17 protein-coding genes and 2 pseudogenes are annotated in these 24418 nt (G+C 39.8%); 14 read left to right on the top strand and 5 right to left on the bottom strand.

Features of this window, described 5'->3' with window-relative positions; all coding sequences use genetic code 11:
* Nucleotides 1–271 precede the first annotated feature (271 nt).
* Together prfA and prmC are read left to right on the top strand one after the other, a co-directional pair.
* A complete protein-coding gene (prfA, locus tag HLH18_RS12445) occupies nucleotides 272–1360 on the top strand; it encodes a peptide chain release factor 1 (protein WP_171529728.1) in 1089 nt (362 codons plus the stop codon).
* Entirely contained in the window at nucleotides 1361–2179 is an 819-nt protein-coding gene (gene prmC / locus HLH18_RS12440; RefSeq protein ID WP_171547084.1) for a peptide chain release factor N(5)-glutamine methyltransferase, read from the top strand.
* 42 nt (nucleotides 2180–2221) lie between these two features.
* On the opposite strand, the pseudogene HLH18_RS12435 reads toward prmC, so the two are convergent.
* The 3 genes and pseudogenes from HLH18_RS12435 to HLH18_RS12425 form a co-directional block, all read right to left on the bottom strand.
* Nucleotides 2222–2659, bottom strand: a pseudogene (locus HLH18_RS12435) (ABC transporter permease); the annotation flags it as partial.
* 452 nt (nucleotides 2660–3111) lie between these two features.
* A complete protein-coding gene (locus HLH18_RS12430) occupies nucleotides 3112–3465 on the bottom strand; it encodes a hypothetical protein (protein WP_171547083.1) in 354 nt (117 codons plus the stop codon).
* Between the two features lie 204 nt (nucleotides 3466–3669).
* Nucleotides 3670–4692, bottom strand: a complete 1023-nt coding sequence (locus HLH18_RS12425) for an AraC family transcriptional regulator (RefSeq protein ID WP_171547082.1) — start codon at nucleotides 4690–4692, stop codon at nucleotides 3670–3672.
* A 155-nt stretch (nucleotides 4693–4847) separates the two neighbouring features.
* Here HLH18_RS12425 and HLH18_RS12420 point away from each other — a divergent pair, with 155 nt between their 5' ends.
* The 10 genes and pseudogenes from HLH18_RS12420 to HLH18_RS12375 all read left to right on the top strand — a co-directional run bounded on the left by HLH18_RS12420 (nucleotide 4848) and on the right by HLH18_RS12375 (nucleotide 14814).
* On the top strand, nucleotides 4848–5618 hold the full coding sequence (locus tag HLH18_RS12420) for a 3-hydroxyacyl-CoA dehydrogenase (RefSeq protein WP_171547081.1): 771 nt from the start codon (nucleotides 4848–4850) through the stop codon (nucleotides 5616–5618).
* A 243-nt stretch (nucleotides 5619–5861) separates the two neighbouring features.
* Nucleotides 5862–6998, top strand: coding sequence for an acyl-CoA dehydrogenase family protein (locus HLH18_RS12415; RefSeq protein ID WP_171547080.1), 1137 nt, complete (start codon nucleotides 5862–5864; stop codon nucleotides 6996–6998).
* Between the two features lie 238 nt (nucleotides 6999–7236).
* Entirely contained in the window at nucleotides 7237–8883 is a 1647-nt protein-coding gene (locus tag HLH18_RS12410) for an AMP-binding protein (RefSeq protein ID WP_171547079.1), read from the top strand.
* Nucleotides 8884–9035: 152 nt separating this feature from the next.
* On the top strand, nucleotides 9036–9782 hold the full coding sequence (locus HLH18_RS12405) for a HesA/MoeB/ThiF family protein (RefSeq protein ID WP_171547102.1): 747 nt from the start codon (nucleotides 9036–9038) through the stop codon (nucleotides 9780–9782).
* A gap of 67 nt (nucleotides 9783–9849) precedes the next feature.
* A complete protein-coding gene (locus tag HLH18_RS12400) occupies nucleotides 9850–11148 on the top strand; it encodes an ABC1 kinase family protein (protein ID WP_171547078.1) in 1299 nt (432 codons plus the stop codon).
* Nucleotides 11149–11262: 114 nt separating this feature from the next.
* Entirely contained in the window at nucleotides 11263–11643 is a 381-nt protein-coding gene (folB, locus tag HLH18_RS12395; protein ID WP_171547077.1) for a dihydroneopterin aldolase, read from the top strand.
* Entirely contained in the window at nucleotides 11600–12037 is a 438-nt protein-coding gene (locus tag HLH18_RS12390) for a 2-amino-4-hydroxy-6-hydroxymethyldihydropteridine diphosphokinase (protein ID WP_171547076.1), read from the top strand. The genes folB and HLH18_RS12390 overlap by 44 nt, the downstream gene beginning before the upstream one ends.
* Nucleotides 12038–12375: 338 nt before the next feature.
* A complete protein-coding gene (locus HLH18_RS12385) occupies nucleotides 12376–12870 on the top strand; it encodes a hypothetical protein (RefSeq protein ID WP_250852420.1) in 495 nt (164 codons plus the stop codon).
* Nucleotides 12871–13701: 831 nt separating this feature from the next.
* Nucleotides 13702–14361: pseudogene (locus HLH18_RS12380) on the top strand (IS982 family transposase); the annotation flags it as partial.
* Between the two features lie 18 nt (nucleotides 14362–14379).
* Nucleotides 14380–14814 carry a DedA family protein gene (locus HLH18_RS12375; RefSeq protein WP_250852419.1) on the top strand — a complete coding sequence of 145 codons (435 nt, stop codon included), beginning with the start codon at nucleotides 14380–14382 and terminating at the stop codon, nucleotides 14812–14814.
* Between the two features lie 63 nt (nucleotides 14815–14877).
* Here the strand turns inward: HLH18_RS12375 and coq7 are convergent, their stop codons facing one another.
* Nucleotides 14878–15513 (bottom strand): 2-polyprenyl-3-methyl-6-methoxy-1,4-benzoquinone monooxygenase, encoded by a 636-nt coding sequence (coq7, locus tag HLH18_RS12370; RefSeq protein WP_171547074.1) that lies wholly within the window; start codon nucleotides 15511–15513, stop codon nucleotides 14878–14880.
* A gap of 4 nt (nucleotides 15514–15517) precedes the next feature.
* On the bottom strand, nucleotides 15518–16840 hold the full coding sequence (locus HLH18_RS12365) for an MFS transporter (RefSeq protein WP_171547073.1): 1323 nt from the start codon (nucleotides 16838–16840) through the stop codon (nucleotides 15518–15520).
* A 178-nt stretch (nucleotides 16841–17018) separates the two neighbouring features.
* On the opposite strand from HLH18_RS12365, the gene HLH18_RS12360 reads away from it, so the two are divergent.
* Nucleotides 17019–19745 (top strand): autotransporter assembly complex protein TamA, encoded by a 2727-nt coding sequence (locus tag HLH18_RS12360; RefSeq protein ID WP_171547072.1) that lies wholly within the window; start codon nucleotides 17019–17021, stop codon nucleotides 19743–19745.
* A gap of 22 nt (nucleotides 19746–19767) precedes the next feature.
* Nucleotides 19768–24282 (top strand): translocation/assembly module TamB domain-containing protein, encoded by a 4515-nt coding sequence (locus HLH18_RS12355; RefSeq protein ID WP_171547071.1) that lies wholly within the window; start codon nucleotides 19768–19770, stop codon nucleotides 24280–24282.
* Nucleotides 24283–24418: the final 136 nt, after the last annotated feature.

Raw genomic sequence — 24418 nt, 5'->3', positions numbered from 1 at the left:
ATCAGAGTTGTGGCGTTTAGTGTCTGCTTTGTAAAGTTATATTAACAGCGTTGAGAAATGCTCATAAAATAAACATTTATAAGAGAAATATGAATGAAACGAGAATGGATTTAGATCTCGTCTTAAAAAACTCCCTTTTTATATGTGGTTTTGTCCCCACAATATCTATGTCATTTAACCCTTAGAATCGTTACACTAGGCACAATTTTTTTGCGCTGATCTATGTCATATAAGGCATGGAGATAGCCTTTGTATTGAGATATTTTGCAAAATGAAAGAATCGTTACGTTTACGATTAGATCAACTTTCTGACCGTCATGAAGAATTAAACGCATTGCTTGCGGATATAGAAGTCATTTCTGACAACAAACGCTTTCGTCAACTTTCGCGTGAACATAATGACTTAACGGAAATCACCGAAGTTTGGAAAAAGTATACCCAAGCTGAAAAAGACATTGAAACTGCTGAAGCCATGTTGTCTGACCCTGACTTTAAGGAAATGGCACAAGAAGAAATTAAAGAGAATAAAGCTTTAATTGAAGCGCTTGAATCTGATTTAAATATTCTGATGATTCCGAAAGATCCGAATGATGCCAACTCGGCCTATCTGGAAATTCGTGCCGGAACCGGTGGTGATGAAGCAGCGATTTTCTCGGGCGATTTATATCGCATGTATAGCAAGTACGCTGAAACTCAAGGCTGGAAACTCGAAATTCTGTCTGAGAATGAAGGTGAGCATGGCGGTTATAAAGAAGTCATTTGCCTGATTAATGGTGAAGGCGTGTATGGTCGCCTAAAGTTTGAAAGTGGTGCACACCGTGTACAGCGTGTACCTGCAACAGAGTCTCAAGGTCGTGTTCATACTTCTGCATGTACCGTTGCGATTCTTCCAGAAGTAGATGTTGATACTTCAGTGGAAATCAATCCATCTGAACTGCGTATTGACACCTACCGCGCATCGGGTGCCGGTGGTCAGCACATTAACAAAACTGACTCTGCGGTACGTATTACCCACATTCCAACAGGTACAGTGGTGGAATGTCAGGACGAACGTTCACAGCATAAAAACAAAGCCAAAGCCATGGCTTTACTGGTTTCACGTTTGGAAAATGCCAAACGTGCGGCTGCCGATGCGGCAACCTCTGAAATGCGCCGTGATTTGGTCGGTTCTGGTGACCGTTCAGAGCGTATTCGTACCTATAACTATCCGCAAGGCCGTATGACCGATCACCGTATTAACTTAACCTTATATAAGTTAGATGCCGTGATGGAAGGTGATTTAACTGAATTGCTCGACAGTTTACACCGCGAATATCAGGCGGATCAGTTAGCAATGCTTGCACAACAGAATGGTGGTTAATTGAATATTGCACAGGCTTTGGCCTTACGTGGTGAAGCAGAAAGTTATGAACGCCAAGAAAATGCTTGGTTGCTCGAACATATCACCAAAATTGATTCTTTTGATTTGATCATGAAAAAGGATCAGCAACTGACAGCTGAGCAAGAACAAGCTTATATTGATGGTTTAAACCGAATAGAAGATGGCGAACCTTTAGCGTATGTGACAGGTTCACAGCCATTTTGGACGCTAGATTTAAAAGTGACTAAAGACACTTTGGTGCCGCGTCCCGATACAGAAGTTCTGGTGGAATCGGTTTTACATTTGGACTTGCCTGAAGATGCGCGTATCGTTGATTTGGGTACAGGCACAGGTGCAATTGCTTTATCACTTGCCAGTGAACGTCCTGAATGGGAAGTAACAGCAACAGATATTTATGCGCCAACTTTAGAAATTGCAAAATTTAATGCGGATAAGCATGATTTGAATCATGTGAAATTCTCATGTGGTAGTTGGTTTAAAGCGTTAGAAAAAAACCAGTTCTTTGATGTGATTGTATCGAATCCGCCATATATTGATCCTCAGGATAAACACATTAAAGGTTTGGCGGCAGAGCCTCGTCGTGCTTTGGTTGCAGGCAATAATGGTCTGGCTGATATTGAATTTATTATTCAAAACGGTAAAAAGTGGTTAACTGCCAATGGTTGGGTTGCACTTGAGCATGGTTATGACCAGGCCGGTGTGGTGTATCAACTGTTTAAAAAATATGGTTATAAAGATATTCAAACCATTAAAGATTACGGTGGCAATAATCGTGTGACGATTGGCTGTTCAAGATAGCTGAAAAGTAATCGATTTAAAAATAAAGCGCTCAAAAGCGCTTTATTTTTTGACTACATCCCGCCAGCGTAACAGCCAGTTTTCAGCAAGTTTCATTAAACTATCGGTTATTTTTCCTAAAATCGCCAATAAGATAATCGCAATAATGACAATGTCAGGTCGAGAAGTTTCCCGTCCATCACTGAGTAAATAGCCAATTCCTTGGGTTGCAGCTATCAGTTCAGCGGCAATCATAAACATCCAGGCCCGACTGGGAATCGATTTAAGTACTGAGAAAGAAGGTTCTAAAAATTTTTCAGCTTGCTTGTTTAAGACAATAATGACAAAAACCAGCGCAAGACCACTGCCGATAAAGAAACCTAAAAATAGCCGCCAAGTACTGCTCCAGATATGTAACCACAAATCACCTGTAGACAGTTCTAAAAAAGAATCCCACAAGCTACTGGGTGCTGGGAGCAAGTAGGGTGCTATAAAGCTATTATATTAAAAACATACATCGGCATGAATAAAAGTAAAATAAAAATATTTTAGAATTAAGGGTATAAGGTGAAATTTCATTGTAATTATTACGTAATTACAAATTAAGTAAGGTGGTAAAAAAATGCCGACGATAGCTCATATCTAAATGCAACATTTAAATAGAGGACTATTTTCAATAAAAAGATTGTTTGAACTAAGGTTGCTATATCTCGTATCTTTCATCTTCATATTTGGGGCAATCATTGGAAAGTTATAGATTGATGCTTTGATGGGCGCTAAAAATACCGTGATTGATCTGCTACCGATTCAGCAAAAAATAGAGCTTGTGGTTAATGCCATGTTTCAAGCGAATGAATAAAAAGAAATATTATGTTGATCTGTATTTAGATCGGTCAAATTTATCTAAAGAAAAAGCGGCTCATTGGAGTCGCTTTTTTTAATTTTTTTCAGATTTATACAGGGAAATCTTGTAAACAATCTGATATGTCTAATTGAGTCAGCGTATCCGTTTCGAGTGCTAAACAAAGTGCCACAATTTTTGCAGTATCTGCAAGATATTGATCATCTTTTAAAGCTACACCCGTTTGTAAAGCTTGAATACGGTCTGCGCTGATGTCGAGTGCCTGAGCTGATTCAATGGCATCTGCACGATTAAAAAAGCTCACGACAGCCTTTTGAAGGGCAGAATCAGAAGCATTTAAAATACCTTGATTCAATAGCTCATCAAATTGAGAAGTGTGAGTGTTGAGAGAATGAGTAAAATTTTGCACTAAACTTTGCTCTAGTACATCAATCATCTTAAGCATGTCAGAACCTTTAATTTAAGGTGATTCCACGAGGAGGAGAACAGCAGGTTAAGCATAAAATTATGCTTTTAAATTGAGTGAAAAATAACCTATTTTGGAACTTTATGCAAATATCTTTCGATGAATGGCGGGTCGATTTTTTAAGCCAATGAAAACTTTAAAAATTATTAAATAATGATTTTAACCTATGTAAATACAAGTCCCTTACTGCTCTTTATGTTGACGATAAGCTCCCGGACTAACACCTGTCCATTTCTTGAAAGCACGGTGAAATGCACTTGGGTCATGAAAGCTTAATTCATCACTAATGTCTTGTAGGGTTTTGTCTGTTTTGGTGAGAAATTCAATTGCGCTATCACGCCGGATATCATTTTTAAGTTGCTGATAACTAACGCCTTCACTTTTTAAGCGTCTTTGAATCGTAGCATCGGACATATTTAAACGTTGTGCAATTTCATTCAGCTCTAACCATTCAGCAGGTGGAACGTTCATTAAGTGTTTGCGTATTTGAGAGCTAATGGCATTCGGATTTTTAAAGCGTACCAATAGATTGTGTGGTGTTTGCTGAATGAACCGATACCAGGATTGCATATCTTGCTTGATCTGAATGTTTAAATAATTGGCATCGAACTGAATGTAGTTTTCATTGCTATTGTATTGAATGTTTTCACAAAACCGGACTTTATAGTCCTGATCATCTAGCGGAGAATCGCATTTGAGTTGAATCTGCTTGAGTAAAATTCTTTGCCCGCTTAACCAGCACATTAAGCCATGAATTAGCATTAAATAGGTGGCATAGCTGAACATTCTTTTGGTCTGCTTTTGCTCGTAAATCACGATATAAGCGTAGTTTTCCTGAACAAATAATTGGCTCGAAAAATCATCCAGAACCAGATTTAAAAACTGCAAAATATGTTGAACTGCTTTTTCCAGTGTTTCGGCATGCATGACGGATTGTGATAACAGTTTAAAACTGCCACGACGCATTGGATGGCTATCCATGCCAAAAAACTCGTCATTCATGGCATCAGCCAGTTCAATCCAAAGCTGAGCATATTGTGACACTGAAACACGTGCTTTACTGGATTGCATTAACTCAACAGGAATACCTGATTTGAGTAGGATATTCTGTGTATTCAATCCTTGATGGTCGGCAGACAGTAGTGCCTCATGGACAAGACTGATTGAGATGGTTCCTTTGCTGTCGTTTAACTCTTGTTCATTCATGTACTGATGTCCATGTTCAGTTCATTTGTGCGATAGATTGGATTGTCCGAATCCATCATTCAGGATGCATTATTTGGAAATTGTACTCTAGCTTAACTGCATTTACTCTGCATCTTAAGTCGAGTGTTCATACAAAGAATTGACAGGAATATAAAATGAAAATTCAAGGAAAAGTGTTTGTTGTGACAGGTGGAGCATCCGGATTAGGTGCAGCAACCGCAACATATTTGGTCGGTCAAGGTGCAAAAGTCATCATGGTCGATATGAATCAAGAGCTTGGCTTGGAAATGCAACAGCGTTTAGGTGAGCACTCAGTCTTTGTAAAACTGGATGTGACTGATGAGCATGCGGTAAAAGTGTTTTTTGACAATGTTGAAAAAGAGTATGGGCAATTAAATGGTTTGGTCAATTGTGCCGGAATCGCTCCATCTGCCAAAGTACTTGGACGTGATGGTATGCATGATTTTGCCATGTTCCAAAAAGTTTTAAATATTAATGTCAGCGGTACATTCAACATGATTCGTTTTGCTGCAAATTTGATAGCAAAATATAAATTAAAAGCAGGTGAAGAAGAACGCGGTGTCATCGTAAATACAGCTTCAGTTGCTGCATTTGATGGCCAAATTGGTCAGTCCGCTTATGCAGCATCAAAAGGTGCCGTGGTTGCCATGACTTTACCTTTGGCACGTGAGCTGGCACGTGAAGCGATTCGTGTAATGACCATTGCGCCAGGCATTATGGAAACCCCAATGTTGAAAGGCATGCCACAAAATGTACAGGATGCTTTGGGACAGATGGTGCCGTTTCCACCACGTTTAGCCAAACCGGAAGAATTTGCGCATTTGGTCGGACATATTTTTGAAAATGCTTATTTGAATGGTGAAGTGATTCGTCTGGATGGCGCGATTCGTATGCAACCTAAATGATACGGATTTTTATAGAGAATTGAATCTGTATAGCTGCAAATTTCTACTCAGATTTGAATAGCTTCGCATAAGCATGCATTTTCTTTTGAAGGATCAAAAGAAACAAAAATCCTTTGTGAAACTGAAGATACGTCCTTATATCTCAGTTTCACAGGCGACCTCCATGTCGCCGTCATGTACTCCAGATACAGTCATTTTTAAAAAGTTTGAAATGAATAAAATAGATATAGAAAGGGAAGCTCAATGATTTTAAATGATGAACAAAAGATGGCTCAGGACATGTTGCGAGATTATTCGCAAAACAGGTTAAAACCTACTGCCGCAGAACGTGATAAAACCGCGAAATTTCCCGCACAAGAATTAAAAGAACTGGGTGAACTTGGTGCCTTAGGCATGACCATGTCCGAACAATGGGGCGGTGCAGGTCTGGATTATGTATCCCTCGTGGTGGCTTTAGAGGAAATTGCCGCAGGTGATGGTGCGATTTCTACAATTGTCAGCGTGCAAAATTCACTGCCTTGTGGAATTACCCAGCGCTACGGTACAGAAAAGCAAAAGCGAAAGTATTTGACCAAACTTGCAACAGGCGAATGGCTGGGATGTTTTTGCTTAACTGAACCTCAAGCCGGTTCAGATGCCGGGGCACTAGAATGCAAGGCAGAACGTGATGGTGATTTTTGGGTACTCAATGGTACCAAACAATTCATTACTACCGGTAAACATGCCCAAGTGGCGATTGTCTTTGCTGTGACCGAGAAAGCCGCAGGGAAAAAAGGCATTTCCTGTTTCCTCGTTCCTACAGACACAGAAGGGTATATCGTTTCGCGTCTTGAAGAAAAGATGGGACAACATTGTTCAGATACCGCAACCATCATTTTTGAAAATTGCCGTATTCCTGCCGAAAATTTATTGGGTAAGGAAGGTGAAGGTTACAAAATTGCCTTATCTAATTTGGAATCTGGGCGAATTGGTATTGCCGCACAATCAGTCGGGATGGCACGTGCTGCACTGGATGCTGCGGTGGAATATGCCAATGAGCGCAAAGCTTTTGGGGTAGAGATTGTTCAGCATCAAGCTGTGGCATTTCGTTTGGCGGATATGGCGACGCAAATTGAAGCGGCACGGCAACTGATTTTTCATGCGGCAACTTTAAAAGATGCAGGATTACCCTGTTTGAAAGAAGCTTCAATGGCGAAACTGTTTGCGTCCACCATGGCGGAACGGGTGTGTTCAGATGCGATTCAAATTCATGGCGGTTATGGCTATGTGTCTGATTTCCCGGTAGAGCGAATTTACCGTGATGTACGGGTCAGCCAGATTTATGAAGGGGCTTCGGACATTCAGCGTTTAGTCATTGCACGTGAGGTCACTAAAATCTAAATAGCGATTTAACTGTGGCTGAATTTTAGACTTTAGTGGGTGCTCAAATCCTGCACATTTTTTGATGGATGAGGAAATTGCAGGATGACATCAAGCATGTTTATCTAGGTGAATAGTGAAGTTAAAAGATTAAAAATGCTGAATGCATTTTGGCATTTTTAGAATGAGAACAATAAGCAAAATGGATCAACAAAGCAGGAGCTTTGTTCAATAAAAGAATGGATGAGAGGTTGTGGTCATGAAGACATTAGAACAGGCATATCAAGAATTTAATTTTGATGATTTTCTTGCAGAGCAACTGGTCGGTACAGCTGGGTCAGTCAATGCCTATGTTGAATGTTGCGAGCGTTATCTTGGTTTAAATAAAACTGCCCTAATCTGGGAAGGTAAAAATGGCGAGTCTGCCGAATGGACCTTTGAACAGCTGGCGGAAGCATCTGGAAAATTGGCAAATTATTTTACGTCAATTGGCTTAAAAGCTGGTGACTGTGTTGCAGGTTTATTGCCACGTACCCCTGAATTGCTGATTACGATTTTAGCCACCTGGCGCATGGGCGCAATTTACCAGCCACTGTTCACCGCATTTGAGTCAAAAGCCATTGAACATCGTATCAATACTGCCAAAACTCGATTGATTGTGACCAATGCAGAACAACGTTCAAAACTGAATGGTGTCACTGTACCGCATATTTTAACGGTACATCAAACCAATACATTAAGTCATCAAGATAATGATTTTTGGACCGAACTGGCTCAACAATCAGAATCTTTTGAACCAGTGATGCTAAACTTTGAAGATGATTTCCTGATGATGTTTACCTCGGGAACCACAGGTTTGGCCAAATCAGTTCCTGTTCCTTTAAAAGCTGTGCTGGCATTTAAAGGGTATATGACGTATGCCGTAGATTTGCGTGAAGAGGATTCTTTCTGGAATCTGGCCGATCCGGGTTGGGCTTACGGTTTATATTACGGAATTACCGGACCTTTAAGTTTGGGGCATAGCATCATTATGGATGAGCGTGCATTTAGCGTAGATAACGCCGTGCAAGTGATTCAAAAATATAAAGTCAGTAATTTAACTGGTTCACCAACCGCTTTCCGGATGTTCTTTGGATTTAAAGAAAAATTTGACCCCTCAATTAAAGAACATTTACGTGTGGTGAGTAGTGCAGGTGAGCCTTTAACCCCGGAAGTGATTCACTGGTTTAACCATGATTTAAATGTGAATATTTATGATCAATATGGACAGACTGAACTGGGGATGGTGATTGCCAATCATCATGCATTGGAACATGAAAAGAAAGTCGGTTCAGCGGGTTATGCCATTCCGGGACATCGCTTTGCAGTATTGAATAAAGATCATCAGGAAGTCGAAAAAGGCGGTATTGGAACACTTGCGATTGATAATTCACAATCACCATTGGCCTGGTTTAAAGGTTATGACGGACATAACCTTAAATCCTTTGTTGGTCATTATTATTTAACCGGTGATACCGTTAAATTAAATGAATTTGGCGGGGTGGATTTCATTGGTCGTGCTGACGATGTAATTACAACGTCAGGTTATCGTGTGGGGCCTTTCGATGTTGAAAGCACTTTACTTGAATGTGAAGAAGTTTTGGAATCTGCAGTCATTGGTAAGCCAGATCCGGAACGTACTGAGGTGGTTAAAGCTTTCGTAGTACTCAAACCGAAATTTTCAGCTTCAGATGAGTTAAGCCATAAACTTCAGGAATATGTACGTTCGCGTTTATCAAAGCATGCATATCCTAAAGAAATTGAATTTGTAGAGGGTTTACCTAAAACCTCCAGTGGCAAAATTCAGCGCAATTTACTCAAGCAACAGGAAATTGCCAAAATGCAGGGAATTCAAAAAGTCAGTTAAACCAATTCTAGTTTTAAAAGTTCCATACTCTTGCACCCGAAAGGGTGCTTTTTTTATTTAGTCCTCTTTAATCATCATTTTGAACTATAATTCATCCTGAACTTAAATGAATAATAGTAGTCAATAGGGATTGCCAAGTGACCGATGTAGATATGGATCTAGAGTTAAGTGACGCAGAAATGCATCTGTATAGCCGTCAAATTCTGCTGGATGGCTGGGATATAGAAGCACAGGAAAAACTAAAACTCGCCAATGTCTTGATTGTTGGTTGCGGTGGAATCGGTTGTACAACCGCAGAACTTCTGGCGCGTGCAGGTGTGGGGCAAATTACCTTAATCGATGCGGATACGATCGAAATGAGTAATCTACAACGGCAAATAGCCTATGTAGAAGAAAATATTGGTTTCTATAAATCCGAAATACTGGCTAAACGTTTAAAGCAAATTAATCCACATATTCGCGTTGAATCTAAAACTGTAAAGCTGGATGAAAGCAATGCAGAAGCATTAATTTCAGCTCAAGATCTGATCTTGGACGGCTGTGATAATTTTACGACACGTTACCTCGTCAACCAAACTTGCAAGCAATTTGGTGTACCTTTAATCAGTGCTTCCGCGATTGGTTTTCAGGGACAACTGTTTATGGTTGAAGGCGAGTCGGCGTGTTATGAATGTCTATTTCCCAAAGAACAGTATGCCAGTGAAAACCTGCGCTGTGCCGATTCAGGGGTATTAGCGACCACTCCTAATGTCATGGCAAGTTTGCAAGCGCATCATGCCTTGCTTTATTTGGGTTTGGGGAAAATGCCATTGAAGCAAAAACTGATGCTTTGGGATGGTTTAAGCATGAAGCAACGTTTACTTGCTTTCGAAAAAGATACAGATTGTCCAATCTGTTAGGCAAGATAGACCTGCAAAGCAATATTTTTTTGCTACACTCACTACAATTTAATTCTAAGCTGACATTATGAAAAACAATATCTGGTTAGATGGCCTGCGTTCAGTTGCCCGTGTGGGGGAAACAGCTGTTATTGCAGCAAAAGCCGGCATTAAATACGCCACAGAAAAACCAAGTAACGCAAAACTGATGCGTGAAACTTTTGAATCGCTCGGTTCAACTTATATCAAGCTCGGACAGTTTATTGCCAGTACACCTTCATTGTTTCCACGTGAATATGTTGAAGAATTTCAGGGCTGTTTGGATCAAACTCCGTCATTGCCTTTTAGTTATGTACAAGGCGTATTGGTCTCTGAGTTTGCAGGCAGAAATCTGGATGAAATCTTTGCTTCCATTGATGAAAAGCCTTTAGCCTCAGCATCTATTGCACAAGTGCATGCAGCTAGACTTGTGACAGGTGAAGATGTGGTGATTAAAGTGCAAAAGCCGGGTGTAGAAACCATTCTTTATACCGACTTGAATGTCTTGCACTGGGCAACCAAAATTCTGGAAAAAGCGGTACCTAAAGTAAAATTTGCATCACTTGCCGATATTGTGGATGAAATTAAAACCCGTATGGTACGTGAAGTCGATTTTATTGAAGAAGCGCAAAACCTGGATGATTTCGTGAATTATCTGAATGTGACGCAAAACCAGAAAGCGACTGCTCCAAAGGTTTATCATCAATATTCAACCCGCCGTGTACTGACCATGCAGCGCCTGTATGGCGTACCTTTAACTGATTTTGATGTGGTTAAAAAGGTATCTAAAGATCCATCCCAAGTATTAATTACCGCCATGAATACCTGGTTCGGTAGCTTGATGATGTGTAACAGCTTCCATGCCGATTTGCATGCAGGCAATCTGATGTTGCTTGAAGATGGTCGAGTCGGTTTTATTGATTTTGGTATTGTCGGTCAGCTCAATCCTGAAGTGTGGACAGCTTGTATCGCATTTATGGATGCACTGCAAAAAACCGATTACAACTTGATGGCAGAAAACATGCTGAAAATGGGCATGACTGACAAGAAAATTAATACTCAAGTTCTGGCAGCAGATTTAGAACGTCTATTTAGTGGTGTATTACTTACCGATCCGCAGGAATTACTCACTTCCAATCCTGCAGATTTAAATGACATCATGATGGATATGGTTGGCGTAGGCGAGCGTCATGGTATTCGCTTCCCTCGTGACTTTGCCTTGCTATTTAAGCAAATGCTGTATTTCGATCGCTTTATGCGCATCCTTGCACCGTATACCGATATTTATGCAGACCAAAGACTACAAATGGTGCAAACTCTTGATCCAAATGTGTTATTAAAAAACTAAGTTATTTTTTATTTATAATCCCTCCTAACCTCCCTTTGATAAAGGGAGGGAAAAGTCCCCCTTTTCAAAAAAGGGGGATTTAGGGGGATTTTTTAAGTGTTATAGGATTCCAATATGGATGCAATTATCATTGAAGGTTTAAAGGTCGAAACAGTGGTGGGATGTTTCAATTGGGAACGTCAAATCATTCAGCCTTTAATGCTTGATATGACCATCCAGACCAGTTTGGAACTAGCTTCTAATTCTGATGAGCTGGAACATACGCTGAATTATGCGGAAATTTGCGAAATTTCTGCCACTGTTATTCAAAAAGCACAGCCAAAATTGATTGAACATGCAGCAAAGCTTGTTCTAAATGCGCTTTTTACTACCTTTCCTGCGGTTGAATCGATTATGATTACGATCCGTAAGCCTGCCATTATCGCGCAAGCAAATTCTGTAGGAATTCGTCTTGAACGCCACCGAAACGATATTCGCCTTAGCTCTGGCGAGTAATTGTCATCCTGAACACCATTTTAAGCAGGCATTTGCCCAAATTGCTGAAATTGGACAGGTTCAATTCTCTGAGATTTATTTAATTCCATGTCGCGATGGCGTTGGTGCAGATTATTGGAATGCTGCGTGTTTGCTCAAAAGTGAAATGAGCGTCGAAGAAATGACTTCCATCCTTAAAAAAATGGAAGATGATTCAGGCCGTGTACGTCCATCGCATCAAATTTCTTTGGATGTGGATCTGATTGCATGGGGAGAAGACTTGTCTCATATGCAATTTAATCCGAAGAAATTACCCCTCGCAACTGATGTCAAAATTCCAATGCTGGATATTTGGCAGAGTGTTGAGTTTCAACACGAAAAGCATGAATTTCCAATTGTGCATTGGGTAGATTAGCTTTTACTAAGTTCATTAGAGGAATACATTTTAGTTTTAAAATAGCCTAAGCAAATTATGACTTTAATCTAGAAGTATTATTCGATTTGGCTCTAACAACAGAGAATATGGAAATAGGTGAGTGTGGGTAGAGTTTGACTGATTAAAATTGAAAAATCATCAAATCTTAGGCAGGGAATGTGATATATCATTCAAAAAGCCTGATCTTTGCAGATTAGGCTCGTTAATCATAGTTAAACAAATGATTTTAAATGAATAATAAAAGCATTTCGTATAAGGTGTATTATGTTAATTTTAGGAAATCTCAATTTTAAAAATTACTCATGTTAAAAGCTTTCATGTTAGTTATGGCTTTAATTTTAACTTCTATCAATCATCTATTACATGCAGAGACCAATACGTTGAACTCAAATAAAATATTAGAACCCTTTATCTTTGAAATTGGTTCTAATTTTTCAGATATTCAAAATAAATTTAACTTAGAAGCAAAGACTTCAGGAGTAAATTTCATCAAGGAGTCAAACTGGTACAGATTAAAAACCCCAGTAGGATTTATTTCCCTTCAAGAATGGCAAGGTAAACTTCATTGTATTGCTTATGATATTAATATTGATGATATAGAAATAAAAAAGAAATTAAGTGATTATCTTTTTGAAAAATATAAAAATAATTTTGAATGGGTGGATAGGGTTGATAATGGGTTTTATGTTTCATATGAATCCTCTAATGATTCTATCCAAGGAATCTATGCATATTCATTAGGCATAACTATTTCTTTCACTAGTAATGAAATTAGAAAAGCAGAAACAAAGATTCGTTTTCCAAATCTTTAGCTTGTGAAACCATTTATTTAACATAATGGTGCTTATACGAAATTCAATTGAAATAATATTGTAATAGCAAAAAGTTAAGATAAAAGAAAAACTCCAGATATCAGCAGAATCCCGGCTTGGAAACAAGTCGGATTTTTTTAATCAATTTCGATAGCTTTTGCCAATTAATTCGCTTAATAAGTAATCAAATTAATGCTTTATTGTGAGTTATTAATCCTACCAGATCAAAAGAATTCCCTAAATTTATACGGATAAAAAGGAGGTGGTTTTTAGCCGACCTTGTACGTATATGCTCACATTAATCTCGGCCCTTTGCGGCTAGGCGATCAGACTGTAATTTCCTATAATGGGGACATAGAGAACAGGAGGTTCCGAACAATAAAAAGAATAAAAAACAACATAAGGAATGTGCGGTACGACAGGAGTTATACCTAAGCAGCAAATACGAAAAAGCCCAACAGGATGTTGGGCTTTTTTGTGATTGATCAATTATTGTGTAATGCAGGTTGCAGACAATCTTAACGATCTTCCAGATGCTAAACATAATCGATTATGTGATCAGGGATGATTTTAAATTGAGTGTTTTAGTACATAAAAAGATTCATCTGCACAACACCTGGCTCTGTCGATTGTGCCTAATTTGAACCAGACACTTGTCTGAAACAATTTCTATGCGTGGAGTGACTTAGGTTTAAAATAGGCAGAGAAATCACTTTATTTTACTGATGAAATATAAATGCTTAAAAAAGCAACCAGAGTTGTCTTGGCAATCAATAGTGATGTGGTGAACATAGTAAAACTGTGACCACACATATAAAAAATGATGAACTGGACCGATCTCATCCAACACTATGGTTATTTTGCCATTTTGATTGGCATCTCATTAGAGCACATCAATTGGCACTCCATGCTTTACATTTTGCCTTGACGAAAGATTATCAAAGTCATTATTTATGGATCGATTCGACGACACTACCTGTATGCAAAAATCAGCGGATTCAACGGTATAAATCTCTAGCAGCGATTGCCACACGCGGTAAAAGCTCAATGGGATGGTTCTTTGGCTGTAAGCTGCATTTAATCATGAATCAGTCAGGAGACATGGTCAGTACAGCTTTATCGAATGGGCATACAGCAGATATTAAAATGGTTGAACAGTTAGTCGAAGGATTAAAAGCCAAGCTCTATGCTGATCGTGGCTATATCAGTCAGGAATTAAAGAGCAGATTAAAAGCACAAGGTACTGATTTAATTACCTATCACCGAAAGAATATGAAATCTGCGCAACTCTCAATATCAGATGAATATCACTTAAGGCAGCGTAATAAAATAGAGACTTTATTCAGCCTGTTAAAAGGGAAATATCATTTAGTGACGAGCAAAGCTCGAAGTGTTGCAGGCTATTTGGCAGGAATTTATGCCTCTTTATGTGCCTATCAACTCTGTCATCAAAACAAGCCGGTGATTCGTATTATGCAAACATCGGCTTAAACAGAATTCGGGTTAATTATGGTTGCCATGCTGGGTGGGTTTTTAGCTGATCAAATCTATTATCAGATTGGCAGGCACTATGGCATCGACTTTATTCAAAAAAAGCCAAAATTGGCACAGAAGTTTGAGCAATCAAGCCAGTTTATTGAACATTATCCTATTTTAACTATTTTTCTAATGCAGTTTGCCTGGGGTTTGCGTACTATTTTACCCATTTCGATTGGGATTAAAGGCTATCCTTTATTGAAATATATGCTGGTGAATATTGTCGCCTGTTTTATTTGGGCGTTTGTTATTGTGAGTGTTTGTTTGCAAGTGAGCCATTGGCTGCATGTGTTCTGGCAGAAAATTTTACCTTATCATCAAGATTTTTATATTGTAGGAAGTGTTATTGCTTGTATTTTCATATTGCGCATTACATACAGCATCTGCATTTATTGCCGCCAAAAATAATAATTTAAACAAACAGCATAAAAAGCCCGCAATAATGCGGGCGGTTAATCATTCAAAAACCAGTTAAATGTAGTAACTGGTCCTGGTCATCAGTTTGGAAATTGCCGTCATGGTAATACGTACAGGAGCAGGTAAATCCACACCGCCAGCATTCAATGCTGTATCTCTATGATGCAATTCATCTTCATTCATCTGTACCAAAATTTTACGCGAACGTTCATCTTGCTCCGGCAACTGTTTGATATGGTCTTGTAAATGCAGACTAACTTGACGTTCAGTTTCGGCCACGAAACCTAGGCTGTATTTATCGCCAGCAATTCCTGCAATAGCACCCATACCAAATGATAGACTGTACCAGACCGGATTTAATAAGCTGGTATGGCTATCCAGTTCTTTTAAACGGTCTTCACACCAGGCCAAATGATCTTGTTCTTCAATCGCGGCTTGTTCCATTTCACGGCGTACATTCGGTAGTTTTGCAGTCAGCGCCTGACCATGATAAAGCGCTTGCGCGCACACTTCACCGCTATGATTTACCCGCATTAAGCCGGCAACATGACGTGCTTCACTGACACCAAGTTGAGTTTCCACAGCACTACCGGGATTTTCACGATGTGCAGAGGTTGTTCCCGGAACCAAACTGCGAAGCGCCTGGTCAAACGAATGAATAAATTTGTCGATACCGGTATATTGACGCATAAAATTAATCCTCTAAAGCTTCGTGTTGATGTGCTGCAAGCATCGGCTTGAGTTTAAACAAAAGCCATGTAGTGAAAATGGCGCTGAGAATAGCTGTAATACTGAAAAGTATTTTAATATCAATCTTGAATATACTTAAGATGATAATGGAAAATATAGCAGAGGATACCATGAATACGGCATTTAAGATGTTGTTTGCAGCCACCACACGCGCACGATGTGAGCGAGGAGAAAAGGCCTGCATCATGGCATATAAAGGTACGATGTAAAAACCGCCACTAATGCCGAGTAATGTCACGGCAAGCATGACATGGTAATAGCTCCAGCCTTGGGTAAAGACATCTTTTAAACCCAACATTTCACCGCTACGTTCAGGTACAAAAGCCAAACTGGCTGCCAGATAAAAAGCAAAAACGGTTAGGCCGATTGCACCAATCGGTACCATCTTTAAATTAACTTCTGTACCGCCAATTCTGCGGCACAATAATGAACCTACACCAATACCTACAGAGAAGAAGGTTAAAAGCAGACTGACGACATTTTCAGAGGCATGCAAGTTTTGTTGGGTGAGTTGTGGGATCTGGGTCAGATAGGTGGCGCCATAGAACCAGTACCAGGAATTACCCAATAAAATTAGAAAAACAATCGGCAAGCTTTTGGCATATCTTAAAGTCTGAAAACTGGTTCTGAAAAAGTTCCAGTCAATTTGAATCTCAGGTGAGGTGACATTTTGCTTTAATACAAAGCGACTAGCGATGTATCCGAGAACAGCGATGGTGACCACCGTCAGGCTAATCCAGAACAGATTGCCGTCTGAAGCAGAAATCACTGCACCGCCTAAAATCATACCAACCAAAATGGCAATGGATGTGCCAGACTGAAACAAGGCATTTCCGGACATGAGCTCATTTGGCTTTAAAATTTCAGGCAAAATAGCGTATTTAATTGGCCCAAAGAAGGTCGAATGCACGCCCATTAAAAATAAAGCCATTAACAATAGCCATAAATGACCCAGTAAAAAGCCAGCAGAGCCAATCAACATGATCACAATTTCGAGTGTTTTAATGCCGCGTACCAGTTGTGAGCGTTCATATTTATCTGCAATCTGTCCGGCTGTCGCAGAGAAAATAAAATAGGGTAAAATAAACAATAAGGCCGCAAGATTATTCAGTGTACTGACACTGGCACTTTGTTGATTGATCCAACCATAAGTAATGACCAGTAACAATGATTGTTTGTATACATTGTCATTCAGTGCACCGAAAAATTGAGTGATAAACATCGGTAAAAACCGGCGTGTACCTAAAAGATGTTCATTTTTTTCCATGGTTTATGGGCTTCATTAAGTTTTATTAAGAAATGTGAGCATTTGGTAAAACACTATAAAAAATCATGTATTATGTTTTAAACCTATACTTTAGTGAAAATTCCAATAGATTTGAGTTTGTTAGCAAGCGATTATTGGGCATTTTCATTACAAATATTATATTAGTTTAGAGTTCTTTATGCTTTCAAAACTGAATTTTAAAAAGTCGACTCTTACACTAAGTGTCAATTCCTTCATAGCGTGGGATGATCAACATAAACGATTTTGTTTAAGTCTCTTTTTAACATTACTGGCACAACAAGGTTTTGCACAAGTTGCACAGCCTGATACAAAGGTCACTCAAACAGAATTTGAACAACAACTCAAGAGTGAAGCTGTTAAACAAGGTATGGGCAGTACCGAAGAAATAGAAAAAATTGAAAACTTTCAAGAAAAACAAGCTGAACCTGACAGTTTACAAATGCTGCAACAACAAGAACAGGCAGGACAAAACTTTGAAGAATTTAAGCCTATTGAATTTGATGATTTAGAAGAACTGCCCATCACGCCAGTCAGCCAAGCGATGGCAGATGAAATTTTTCGTGAGGCTGAAGATGCAAAAAATCAAGCCCAGCAATATCGTGCAGGACAAGTTACAGAAGTTGTAGTTTCTGATGCAACACAGCAAGAACTGGTTGAAATCAATCATGCGCCTGTAAATGTCGATCAATTGATGTCGAGCATTCAAGACGATAGCAAAATTGTGGTTGAAGCCAATGAGGCAGGTAGAACCTTACCTGAATTGAGTGTGGCAGATGAAATCGAAGAACCAAATTTCTTTAAACGCTGGTTCTATAAAATACGACCACCTCGTCAATTGAATACTGCGAAAGTTGCGCGTATTAGTGCGGATGTTGTGTTCACGTCAGCTCAAAATACCAGTGATGTTTCAAACAAAGCTTATGCTCAAGCACTGCAAAATCTCCAAACCAATCTTAAGGGGAAGCTTTCCAGTTTTACCCAGGAATCCTTTGGTGATTTTCCTTCGGCACTGCCACAATTAAGAACCATGTCGAATCAGGCAGCGCAGGCAGTGGGCTTTTATAATGCTAGCTTTAAATTTGAAAAACTCAGTGAAAACCGTGTTCGCGTCAGGGTAACGCCGAATGAACCTGTGCAAATCAAAGAACAGAATGTCGAGTTTAGTGGCGCAGGTGAAAAACAGGCACAGTTCCAGGTCATCAGTGTGTTACCGGATCAAGATGTCGGTGATGTTTTCAACCATGGTTTATATGAACAAACCAAAACCCGAATTAATGATGCCGCGAATAATAATGGTTACTTTGATGGATACTGGCGTTTACATGATGTAAAAGTTGCCCAACCGCAAAATACTGCAGATATAAATTTACGTTATGAAACGGGTGATCGTTATAAATTGGGACCTGTTGAATTTCGGATGAGTGATCCCTCACAACCCTTACCGATAGACTTAGATGTATTGCAAAGTATGGTGTCATGGGAAGATGGGGCCGATTATACTTTTTGGCGGGTCAATGGTTTAGCCAATAACTTAACCAACTCACGTTATTTTAATTACACCTTGGTGGATGCTGTACACCCCGATCCAATTGAAAAGCAGTTAGAACTTCCACCAGATATTCAAGCATTGGTAGATCAGCAAAAAATATCAGAAAATGAAGCGAGTGTTCAGGACAAAAAGCAGGTCGCTTCTTCAAAGGAAGTCACTCAATCAGTGGTGGATGAGACACAATTCGCAGGTAAAGCAGATACAGAAGGCGATCAAAATCTGCGTCAAATGCGTGTAGAACAGGAAATCAAACAATCTGAAGAAGAACGCTTAAAAGCTCAAGCGCGCGAAGAAAAGAAAGTCCCGGTGATTGTCACTTTAAATGCAGATCGTCTAAATAGTGCAGAATTGGGTGCCGGTTATGGTAGTGATACCGGTGCACGTGTCCGTGGTCAGTATCGCCGAGCCATTGTAAACCGCCGTGGGCATTCATTTGATGCCAACGTAGAGTTATCTCAAATTCGTCAGTCGATTGATGGTCATTATAATATTCCCTATAAGCATCCACTGAATGACTATATCAGTCTTGTGGGCGGTTATGAGCGTGAAGAACGTGATGACGTTGCACAAGGCAATGGATTGATGATTGAATCTGCTGTGGCGGGCGTGGATCGAATTATCAAAAGACCACGCGGAAGTTGGCAACATACTTTCGGTTTGCGTTATCGTCTAGATCGTATTACACAAGATGGTGTGCTAGATTTTGGAAAAATTCCTGATGCATTTATAGCGAATTCGAATGAGCAGCAACAATCCTTATTATTGGGTTATGAGGTTGCTCGTACCACCAGTGATAAGCGTGTCAATCCAGGGAAAGGCTTTAGGCAAAATTATAAAGTTGAACTGGGCAGTGAAACTTTATTATCCGATGCGGATATGGCCATTGTGAATGCGGGTTGGCGATTTATTTATTCATTAGGTGAAAATGATAACCATCAGTTTGTGGGACGCGGTGATTTAGGTTATATCTTTGCACAGGATTTTACTAAAGTTCCTTATAACTTGCGTTATTTTACCGGTGGTGACCAGACTGTTCGTGGTTTTGATTATAAAAGTTTATCGCCTGAAGAAAATGGATTTAAAATTGGCGGACAAGCTTTAGCTGTAGGTTCTTTAGAATATAACTATCAATTTAAAGAAGGTTGGCGTGCAGCCGTATTTAGTGATGTAGGGAATGCGTACGACAAAGATTTTAATACACCCACCGCCTATAGTGTCGGTTTAGGGCTTCGTTGGGCATCGCCAATTGGTCCAATTCGTATTGATGTCGCTTCAGGTATTTCTGATGACGATCATCCGATCCGTATCCATTTCTTTATTGGTTCACAATTATAAATTTTAGGTTTTAGAGAGCATTATGGCTGAAGTAGAACAGCAACCAGAGACGGAAACCCCTCGACCGAAAAAACGTCGTATTTTGAGGAGTGTATTATTTACACTGCTCATGGTGTTGGTTCTGCTTATTGCTTCCTTCGCTGTGATGTTTACTACTGATAAAGGCAGTAAATTCTTACTGGACCGTGTTTTACAAAGTCAAAAAATTATTCATTATGAATATGAAAGCGGTAATCTTTTACACGGCATTATTCTAAAAAATATTCTGGTCAGCTTAAAACCTGTAGACGTTAAAATTGATCGTGCCGATGTGACTTTAGGTTGGCGCGCAATCTTAAAAAAAGAAATTCATTTGAATCGTGCCGATGTCCGTAATCTGCAAATTATCACCAAAAATCCACCAAGTGATAAACCATTTAAATTCAATGAAATCCGTTTGCCTTTTGTTTTGCGCTTAGATACGGCTGATGTTGACCATCTGCTGATCAAGACTTCATCTGCCAGCGTCAAATTTAATGATATTCACTTAAATAATGCACTTTGGTCGGGTACAGAACTCAAGTTTGAAGATTCCCGCATGGATATGGGCTATCTTTCAGTCAAAAATGCGACTGGAGATATGAAATTTGAAGGAAAATATCCTTTAAATGCGGTTGGTGATTTAAATATACCGTCATTGAATAAAAGCCTGAACATTCATGATATTAAAGTGGTGGCTAAAGGTTCTTTAGATACCATTCAAGCAGGTGTGGCAACCAATACACCTGATTTGTTAACCGGTTGGGTGGTGCTGCATCCGGTGCGTAAACATGTGCCGATGTTTGGTGAGTTGCAGTTCAAGAAATATCACTGGCCATTAATCACTGAGCAAAAACTGTTTACTAAAAATGGTGTGGCTAAATTCAATGGGGATATCAAACGCTTAAATATCGATGTTGCGACGGATTTAACGGGTAAAAATATTCCACAAGGTCAATATAACGGTAGCATGCATACCGATTTGGTCCATCAGCTGGATATTAGCAATTTAAATGGCCAGTTGATGAGTGGCGCCGTGAATGTTGCAGGTGTAGTGAGCTGGAAAGACCATGTGACTTGGGATATGAATGGTCGCCTGGACAAAATTAATCCTAAAGACAAACTGATTCCACAAGTGGTAAAAGATTTTCTGCCGCCCAGTCTGGATGGAAAAATTGCTTCTAAAGGTAGCCTTGAAAAAGGTTTGCATTTGACTGGATTGGTGGATTTTGACCGTTATGAAACATGGAACCTCAAACTCGATCAAGATGAGCAAAAAGGTAAAAAGCCAAATCCGATGCTACTGGATGTTGCCTGGAAAAATATTGACCGCGCCGTGCCTTATGTAGGCTGGTTAAGCAGTAAATCGGGTGATGTTCAATTGGCATTGGTAGAAGGCAAACAGGATATTCATGTCGCAACGGTTGTCTCTAAACATGATAAGGGCATGTTGCCTGAAGGCTTATATAAAGCACAGCTTAATCTTAAAAATAACAATTTAAATGTGCCAAGTTTTAGCTACGTGGCTGGCAAAGGTAGCATAAACGGAACTGCAAAAATCGAGTTGCCGACTGAAAAACGTCAATTAAAATGGAATGCCAGTGTTAATGCCAAGGATTTTAATCCGCAAACAGTGGTCGAGGCTGCACCGGTTAACTTATTGAATGGACAAGTCAAAGCCAATGGTTTTGCCAAACCGAATCAGCAGATTATTCATTTAGATGCCATTAACTTGACCGGTCGTCTGGCACAGCAAAACAACAATGAAACCGTTCGCTTAACTGGACGGAGCACCGCAGCTATTTTATTCAACGATCAGAAATCAGGTGGAGCGTTTAAGAGTTTTGCCGTGAATTATGATGGGGCACTGAATGCAAGTAATATTCAGGCCAGTGAAGGTTTGCTCAAATTTAAAGTTTCAGGTACACCGGAACTGATTAAAATTGAGGAGTTGCAGCATTCAGGTATTGCAGGGAAAATTTTTGCCAGTGGTTTGGTCAATCTTAAAAATGGCATTGGCTGGAATGTAAATGCTTCCCTGATTCGATTTAAACCGCATTATTTTGTCTCATCTGTACGTGGTGAATTATCCGGTAATGTGAAAACTGAAGGGGTTTGGTCAGACACCTTAAAACGCATTAATATCGAAAAATTAAATTTAGCCGGGGTCATTAATAATAAACCTGTTCGCGGAACAGGCAATTTGGCGATGGTCATTGATTCAAATCAGAAAGGCTTCTTGCCTAAACAATTTGAAGCCAATAATTTGTATCTGTCCTATGCAAAAAACCAGATTCAAGCCACAGGCAATGCACAAAACTTAAGATTAAAAATTAATGCACCTGCCTTGTACGAAATTTATAGCGGACTTCGCGGTCGTGCTTATGGCTATTTAAATGTGCAATCACAGCCACGCTTGCAAGCTACTGCAAATCTGGCGGTCGATAACTTTGGTTTTAATAACTTATTCAGCGTTAAAAAAATACGGGTACAAGGTGAGTTACCAACTTCGGAGATCACTCCGGCACTGATGACGGCGAAAATGGAAAGTTTACGTAGTGGTTCACGTGAGATTCAGCAAGGTGAAATTTCACTGGCAGGTACTCGTAAAGCCCATATATTGAAAGTTCAGGCAGAAAACCGGATTTCCAAATTTTATGTGCAATTGGCGGGTGGCTTTAATGCCCAGAATGATTGGCTGGGGCAAATCCAGAAAGGTGATTTTGACTCTTTACGTGCTCGATTAGTGCAACGTCAAAATGCTTCCGTCATTTACAGTACTGCAAAATCTGAATTATTTGTCGGTGCACATTGTTGGTCGAGTCAGCAAAGCCAATTGTGTTTCGATCAACCGATTCGTGTCAGCAAAACCAAAGGTAATGTGTCCTTTATTACCCAAAATGTCGATTTAAATGACTTCGCTGCATTTATGCCGGAGGGTTTGGCGATTACCGGTAAAGTCAATGGTTACGCAAAAGCGGCATGGGCCCAAGGTGCTAAACCGAAAATTGATGCAAGACTGGTAACACGTAGTGGTGTGATTGGCTTGGCAGCGGAAGATCCGCAAGATGTCGGTTCGACATTAAGTTATAGCGAAATTGGCTTAATTGCGAAAAGTGTATCCGAAGGTTTGCAAGTTCGTTTAGATGTTAAAACCCCTGACATTGGTACCGGTTATGCCAATGTTATTATTGATCCTTATAAAGACAGCAAGCCAATGCATGGTGAAGTGGCCTTTGACCAAGTACAACTCAAAGTCTTTAAGCCTTTTATTCAAGATGTTCGGTCACTCGCAGGAACCTTGTCTTTTGCAGGGAAAATCGCAGGAACACTGACTCAGCCTTTATTTAATGGTGAAATGCGCCTGAAAGATGGTGCCATCAGCATGATTTCATTGCCTGTAAATTTGAGCAATATCCAGGTTTATTCATCTATTCGACAAGACCATGCCAATATTAACGGGGCATTTAATAGTGGTCGAGGTGTAGGTGCATTAACGGGTAATGTGGACTGGAAAAATGATCCGCGTATTCAACTGCATTTAAAAGGTGAAAACTTACTGATTCGCCAAGCGCCATTGATTACCGCTGTGATTACACCGGATTTAACCTTGGATGTCTTGCCGTTCAAGAAGAAATTAAGCTTAAGTGGTAAGGTTGAAGTACCGCGTGCCTTAATTTCTATGCCTGAAGCTTCAGCACCCGTGATCAATGTGTCATCGGATGTACGTATTGTTCATGCAGGGCAAGATCAGCTCGCCATATTGCGAGCGGCTCGACCATGGGATATTCGTGCAGATGTTATGGTTGATTTAGGAAATCAAGTCATTTTCCAGGGTTTTGATAGCCGTATTCCAATGCTTGGGCGTTTATATTTATCACAACGTGGTCTTGAAACTGCTATGCGTGCCAATGGTGCAATTGGTGTTAGTCAAAAGGTGAAAATTGAAGCCTATGGACAAAGTCTGGATTTGAACCGTGCAATTGCGCGTTTTAATGGTCCTTTATATAACCCAACTCTAGATATTGATGCTAATAAGAGCGTGCAAGGTAGTACGGTAGGTGTGCGGGTTACCGGAACTGCAACCAGTCCGAATATTCAGGTCTATAACGATGCTGGATTGTCTGAACAGGAAGCGTTAAATGCAATACTCACTGGTCGTATCAATGAGGGTACCAGTGGTATTAGTCAAACCGAGGGCTTTAAGTCCGATGTAAATAATACTATTGCCGCTGCCGGTATTAGTATGGGCTTGGGCGGTACGCGTGCCTTGACCAATCAGATTGGACGTACTTTTGGTTTAAGTAGCTTGGCGCTGGATGCTCAAGGAACAGGTGATGATACCCAAGTCAGTGTGACCGGTTATATTACGCCAGATCTGTTTATTCGTTATGGTGTTGGTGTGTTTACACCAGTAAATAAATTGACTTTACGTTATCAAATGAACAAGCGACTGTATTTGGAAGCGAGCCAATCCTTAGAACGAGCAATAGATGTGTTCTATAACTGGCGGTTCTAGTAATACAAAAAATACAATATTTTTTAAGTTATTGTTATATATGATTTTTTACTATGATTTATCTACACTTTAAATCGGTGTGTAGACTATGTGTAGACTGTTGAGTAATTTCAGGCTTAAAATGCAAGTGTCGAAT

Origin of the sequence: Acinetobacter sp. ANC 5414, assembly GCF_013004295.1 — a bacterium.
Lineage (GTDB): Bacteria > Pseudomonadota > Gammaproteobacteria > Pseudomonadales > Moraxellaceae > Acinetobacter.
Note: the sequence above shows the minus strand (reverse complement) of the source record. Positions and strands in the feature narration are given on the sequence as shown.